We start from the raw sequence: 992 nt of genomic DNA on the forward strand, positions 1-992 counted from the left end.
CTGCAAAGGTAGGAATCTTTTTCAGAGTTCCAAAATAAATGTGAAAATTTATTTCGGCGTCCCTTCTTTAATTCCCGCGTTTAAATAACATTAAACCCTTCTTTTTTCATGGTCCCGTCCTAAGATCTGACCGTTCCTCCCTTGCGGAGTGGTGCAAAGATAGGACAATTAAAACCATAGTTCCAAGCAGGAAAGTAAAGTATTTTTCAGAAAAACCATAACAGCCTGTATTCATGAACGATAATTTACTGTAAATAGTATTTCTTCGCAGAACAATACTTGATAAACACCGGATAATAGCCCCTGGGATCGATCGTTATCCAACAGTCCGGTCTGTGGGAATCCGGCTGCCGGATAGGATCTGTACCTGAATTTCCATCTGTTCCGTACGGGTTTACTCCCACCCTTCGATCTGTTCCCTTTCCTTCCTACCGACCTATAGAGAGAGGATCACAGCGAAGTGGTATCCGGAAGAGCCGGTACCGTTCACCGTTCTTTTTTATTTACAGCAGAGGTATTATTAGGGAGAAGGGATGCTTGTGATCACCTACCCGGTCATCTCCGATCCTTTCAGATACAGCAATTGCAGCAGGAATACAGCAGAACAGGTACTACAGCCGGGCTGTTAATTATGAGGACCATGTGGGCTAGAGGACTGTATAGTCTCTCAGAACCTCTGGAATGCAGGATTATAGGGTTTTGTCTATAAAGAGACTGTACGGCACATATAGCAGAAGCAGACGGGAACCGATGTTATGCCACCGGACCACCACATCCAGGGCGGGCATCAATATATCCTCAGAGGGGAACTATTTGGTTGCTATGGGGGTAAATATATAACAAATATACCCCGGGCTGAGGTGTATATCACAAGAAAAGCCCCTCCAGTTTCCTGAAGGGGCTTTGTGTAAAAAAAGGCACCGACCTACTCTCCCACCTGTTACGGCAATACCATCGGCTCTGGCGGGCTTGACTTCTCTGTTCGGAATGGG

General features: G+C 45.6%; 1 protein-coding gene. It reads right to left on the reverse strand.

Annotation, left to right across the window (positions count from 1 at the left end):
• Positions 1-809: 809 nt before the first annotated feature.
• A partial coding sequence (locus G7B18_RS19005) for a hypothetical protein (protein WP_205601729.1) occupies positions 810-992 on the reverse strand: 183 nt, incomplete at its 5' end.

Origin of the sequence: Sphingobacterium sp. xlx-130, assembly GCF_011007405.1 — a bacterium.
Classification (GTDB): Bacteria; Bacteroidota; Bacteroidia; order Sphingobacteriales; family Sphingobacteriaceae; genus Sphingobacterium; species Sphingobacterium luzhongxinii.